Here is a 4,296-nt window from a genome sequence, read left to right on the forward strand (position 1 = left end):
TTACAAAAACTTGATAGATTATATTCTAAACTCTATTTTTCAATACTAAAGAGTATCCCAAAAGATACAAAAGAGGGGCAAGAGACAAAAAAACAAATGCAAAAATTTGCTAAAAATTTTATAGATTATAGAGACAATATGCGTTGTTTTTTATTGGCAAAAAATGATGATGAAAAAGAAGTGGAAGAAGTATTTAACAAAGGACGCGAAAATGGAATAATGTATGAAAATCTTGACTCGGTTCATTTTGGTTTTAAACCACATCATTACAAGCCTTGTATAGCAAGGGTTTATAAAATGGGAATTTTATTGCTTAGCGCCAATACTATCATAGATACAAGTTTTCTCATAGACAAAGATACTTTTTATACTTGCAAGGGCAATATGATACTCAATATTTTTTCTATTAAAGGTTTAGCAAAGTTTAGATTTTACAATAAATTGTTTCCACGAGGATATAAAGAAACCATTATAGAAGCCTCCAAAGCATTACAGGAATTAAGCTCAAATGGTCGCTATACTCAAGTATGTGCGTTTGAAGATGAGGGATTTATATGCACAAATGGAGGGTGTGAGTTTGATTTAGATGAAATGCAAACTAGAGTTATTCAGCCACTTGATAATTTTATTCAAAATATAGATTTTAGGAAACTAAATGCCAATTAAGACAACAAATTTAAGCTATGAGGAATTTAAAAGCTTACAAATAAATAAAATTAATTTCTATTTAAAGGAGGGGTTCTTATGCAAAAGATTTTAATAGTTTTAGGGATTTGTATCACTTTAAGTATTAGTGCTAATGCTCAATCTCCAAAAGAAGCTAAACCTAGCTTTGATTGTAGCAAAGCAACTACAAAAGTTGAAAAGATGATTTGTAATGATGAAGGTGGGCGGTTAAAAAATTTAGATCGCTATATGGGTGAAGTCTATACACAATTAAGAAAAGAGTTAAAAATCTCTAAATTTCCTGATAAAGAGCAAAGGCTAAAAGATCTTTTAGATTCACAAAGAGCATTTATTAAAAATTTAAATGAAGTTGATTTTATAAAAGATTCTTATGAAGAGCGCATTACACAATTACTTAAACTTCTAGGAGAAGTGCTAGATTCTAACAATAAAGAACTATGTGAATATGCAAGAAAAAATAAATTTGGTGACAGTAAATGGCAAGAAGTTCCTCCATCTGTCAATCCTCCCTTTAGTATAGGTTATTGTGCTTTTGGAGCAAATGATAAATATGGCAATTTTGATAATTATTGCACAGAAAAAAGAGAGATTATAAAAAAAGAAATGGCAAAAGCTATCAAAGAAAAAAGTCTTTTTATCAGTCCTCCTAGAGTCTATAAAAGAAAAATTGATATTAATAATGATGGGGTGTTAGATAATGTGATACTTTCAGATGGGGAATATTTTAGTGCACTTTGGATATATAAAAATGGTAAGCTAGATGCAAAAGCAAGTGATAAAATCTATGGAGATGATTTGCATTTTAGTGGAGCAAAAACTGAAGAAGAAGTTTGCATAGTAAATGAGACGCCTTGCAGGGCATTTGAAAAATATGCCCTGCCAAGCAATAAAATTTCAGGAATACCAAAACAAGCAGAATTTAACTCTGAAATTCCTATACTAAGCTATTTAACTTATGGAGTTATGGAATTTCAAGGCAAAAATTATATTACTCTTTGGAATGGTAGATTTAATTTTGATGAGAATTCTACTTATCCAGAAACACGTATTTATCTTCTAGAAGGTAATAAAAGAGAATTAAAATGCACTTTTTAAAAAGGAAATAATTGATGTTTGAAACGACAAAAAATACAGAGTATTTAGAAGATCTCTCTAACTTCCTTAAAGTTGTTGAGGGTTTTAGTGCATTGCCTTACAATGATTCGAAAGGAATTTTAACCATAGGCTATGGTGCCAATTTGAAAGAAAGGAATTGGCTGATTGCTACATTAAATGAATTAGGATTATTTGGGAGTGTAAAAGATTTAAAAACTAAAAAAGATATAGAGGCTTTAGATAATGAAGATAAAGATAATAAAACTAAGATTAATGAATTTTATAACATTACACAAAAAGAAGTAACAAATGATGATATAGACACCATACGCAAGCAACTTGATGATTTGTTAAGAAAATATACCGAGCAAAGTAGTTTTAAACTAAACAAAGAACAGGCTATAAAAATCAAAAAAATAACATCTGATGATATTTTTCAAACTGCTTCTAAATTTAATAACCAAACCTTAAAAATGGATGAAGAAACTAATGAATATGCAGGAATTTTATCTTATGCTTTTAATGTTAACGGTAGTTCTAGGAAATATTTCTTTGATATATGCAACAAAGATAAAGATAATCGTTTCTTAGCATTCTTTACTTTACGATATGGGGTTAATTTTCTTTTAGATGGCAATGGTAAATTTGGCATAGCTAAGAGACGGTTTTGGGAATCTTTATTTTTTGGATTTGAATACAAAGAAAACAGAGCTTTTAAAATGGCAATAGGTATATTTAAAATATTGAATTTTAAATATACTCACAGAAAAGATTGCAACGAAAATTTTGTTACTAAATTTAAAGCAACATATCCCAATCAAACATATTTAGATTGGATTATAAAATATGAAGATGAATTGCTCTATGCTAAAAAAAATCAAAACCAAACTTATCAAGAATTTTATAATGCTGATGCAAAAGCAAATAATCTTCCTGAAAAGTTTAGAAATATACAGGGAATCACTCCAAATAAAGATAACTTTCTCTCCCCCTATCTATCCTACCTAAACACCCTCACTCAAAAAAATTTTAGCTTAGATAATATTTATTGTATTGCTAATTATTGTGAGAATTTAGGTGCTAATAAATTGGATAATGTTGCCTTGCTTAATAAAACTTTAAGACAAAAGTTTGAAAAACTAGAAGCAAATACACCCCATAATATTCTTATACTCTATCCAAATCCCACTCCATCTATTATACAAATAGAACAACCTAAAAATACTTTTATTACTTTACTTATAGGAGCAAAAGCAAAAATAGATTGCACTAAATTGATAGAAGATCAATGTGAGCTAATGTATTTAAAATATGATCCAACACAAGAAGAACAACAAGCAATTAATCCACAAGCTTTTTCTTGTAGCACCCAAGAAGAACTTATTTTAAAAAAAGAAAATGAAATATACTTTAAAGCAGTAAAAAACAATATATCATATTTTATTAATAAAAACGATGGAATTTTAAAAGTTGCTCTTACTGGCAATGAAGAAAATGCTATAGAATTATACAGTTTTGCTAAAGAAAATCAATTTAAAATTTTACAAGATAAAGCCTCAAAGATGCTAAAAATCTATTTAAAACTAGAAAGGTATAGTAGCGAAGAGATTTTATCACATAGAGGGGGAAATTTTGAATTAACACTTAATAATCTTAAGATTTTAGATGAAAATGGAAATAATCATGAAACCATCACTAAAGTATTTCTTCATAATTGTGAGAATAGAAGGATTTATGAAAGTTTAAAGTTAGAGTATCAAGAAGGCATTTATAAGAGCAGTTTCAAGATTGATTTAATTTTAGATGAAAACTCTTCTTTTTTTAAAAGGGCTACAAAATGTATTATAGCTACAAAAGCCTTAGAAGGCTTTAGTACAAGTCAAATGCACAAAATTGGAAATGTGGCAATAGTCTCTTTAAGTTCTGCAGATAAGAAAGGAGGTTGTTATACTTTTACAAATAAGGTAAGCATGCAAGATTTTGGAGAAAATCTTTATTTAGATACTGAGGCAAATGGGTATGAAAAACAAATCAAAAATTCAAGAAAGGATTTATATATCACAGGTATGCAAGCTTATAAAGACAAAGAACAGCAAAATACTACTGATAAAATCCCTTACAATGAAACTATTTTTGTTAGAGCTTACTTAAATAATGAGGAGAAATTTTTCTTCGATGAGACAATTAAATGGGCATATTGTGTAAAAAAAGAAGAGGAATTAGAATGCAATCAATCTAAAATTAAGATTTTAGAAAATCTTCAAGGAAATGATATAGCCTTTAATACTTCTATGCTTTCACAAGATGATAGGAATAAACTTTATAATATGAATGAAAAATATCAATTAATTTTATTTGCCTATTTTAACACACCTGCTTTTAAAACAACACAAGGAATAACGCATTTAGTGTTAAAATGACTAAAGATTTAAATTATGCAAAAAAAGCCATTGAACTTACCCTCTCAAATATAAAAGATAAAGAACAAATTTATTTAAAAGCCCAAAAGGATTA

At 28.2% G+C, this 4,296-nt stretch carries 3 protein-coding genes; all 3 read left to right on the plus strand.

The features are described 5' to 3' along the window. Positions 1-666, plus strand: a 666-nt coding sequence (locus AJ932_RS00590) for a hypothetical protein (RefSeq protein WP_070278028.1), incomplete at its 5' end; no start/stop codon positions are given. A 78-nt stretch (positions 667-744) separates the two neighbouring features. Further along, positions 745-1,782, plus strand: coding sequence for a lysozyme inhibitor LprI family protein (locus AJ932_RS00595; protein WP_070278026.1), 1,038 nt, complete (start codon positions 745-747; stop codon positions 1,780-1,782). A 14-nt stretch (positions 1,783-1,796) separates the two neighbouring features. Next, a complete protein-coding gene (locus tag AJ932_RS10675; RefSeq protein WP_222555533.1) occupies positions 1,797-4,202 on the plus strand; it encodes a hypothetical protein in 2,406 nt (801 codons plus the stop codon). Positions 4,203-4,296: the final 94 nt, after the last annotated feature.

The sequence above is a fragment of the Campylobacter sp. BCW_6873 genome (assembly GCF_001762365.1).
Taxonomy (GTDB): Bacteria; Campylobacterota; Campylobacteria; order Campylobacterales; family Campylobacteraceae; genus Campylobacter_D; species Campylobacter_D jejuni.

Coding starts and splice junctions, on each gene's coding strand:
- AJ932_RS10675 (WP_222555533.1), top strand. CDS start 1,797: ATGTTTGAAACGACAAAAAATACAGAGTATTTAGAAGATCTCTCTAAC.
- AJ932_RS00595 (WP_070278026.1), top strand. CDS start 745: ATGCAAAAGATTTTAATAGTTTTAGGGATTTGTATCACTTTAAGTATT.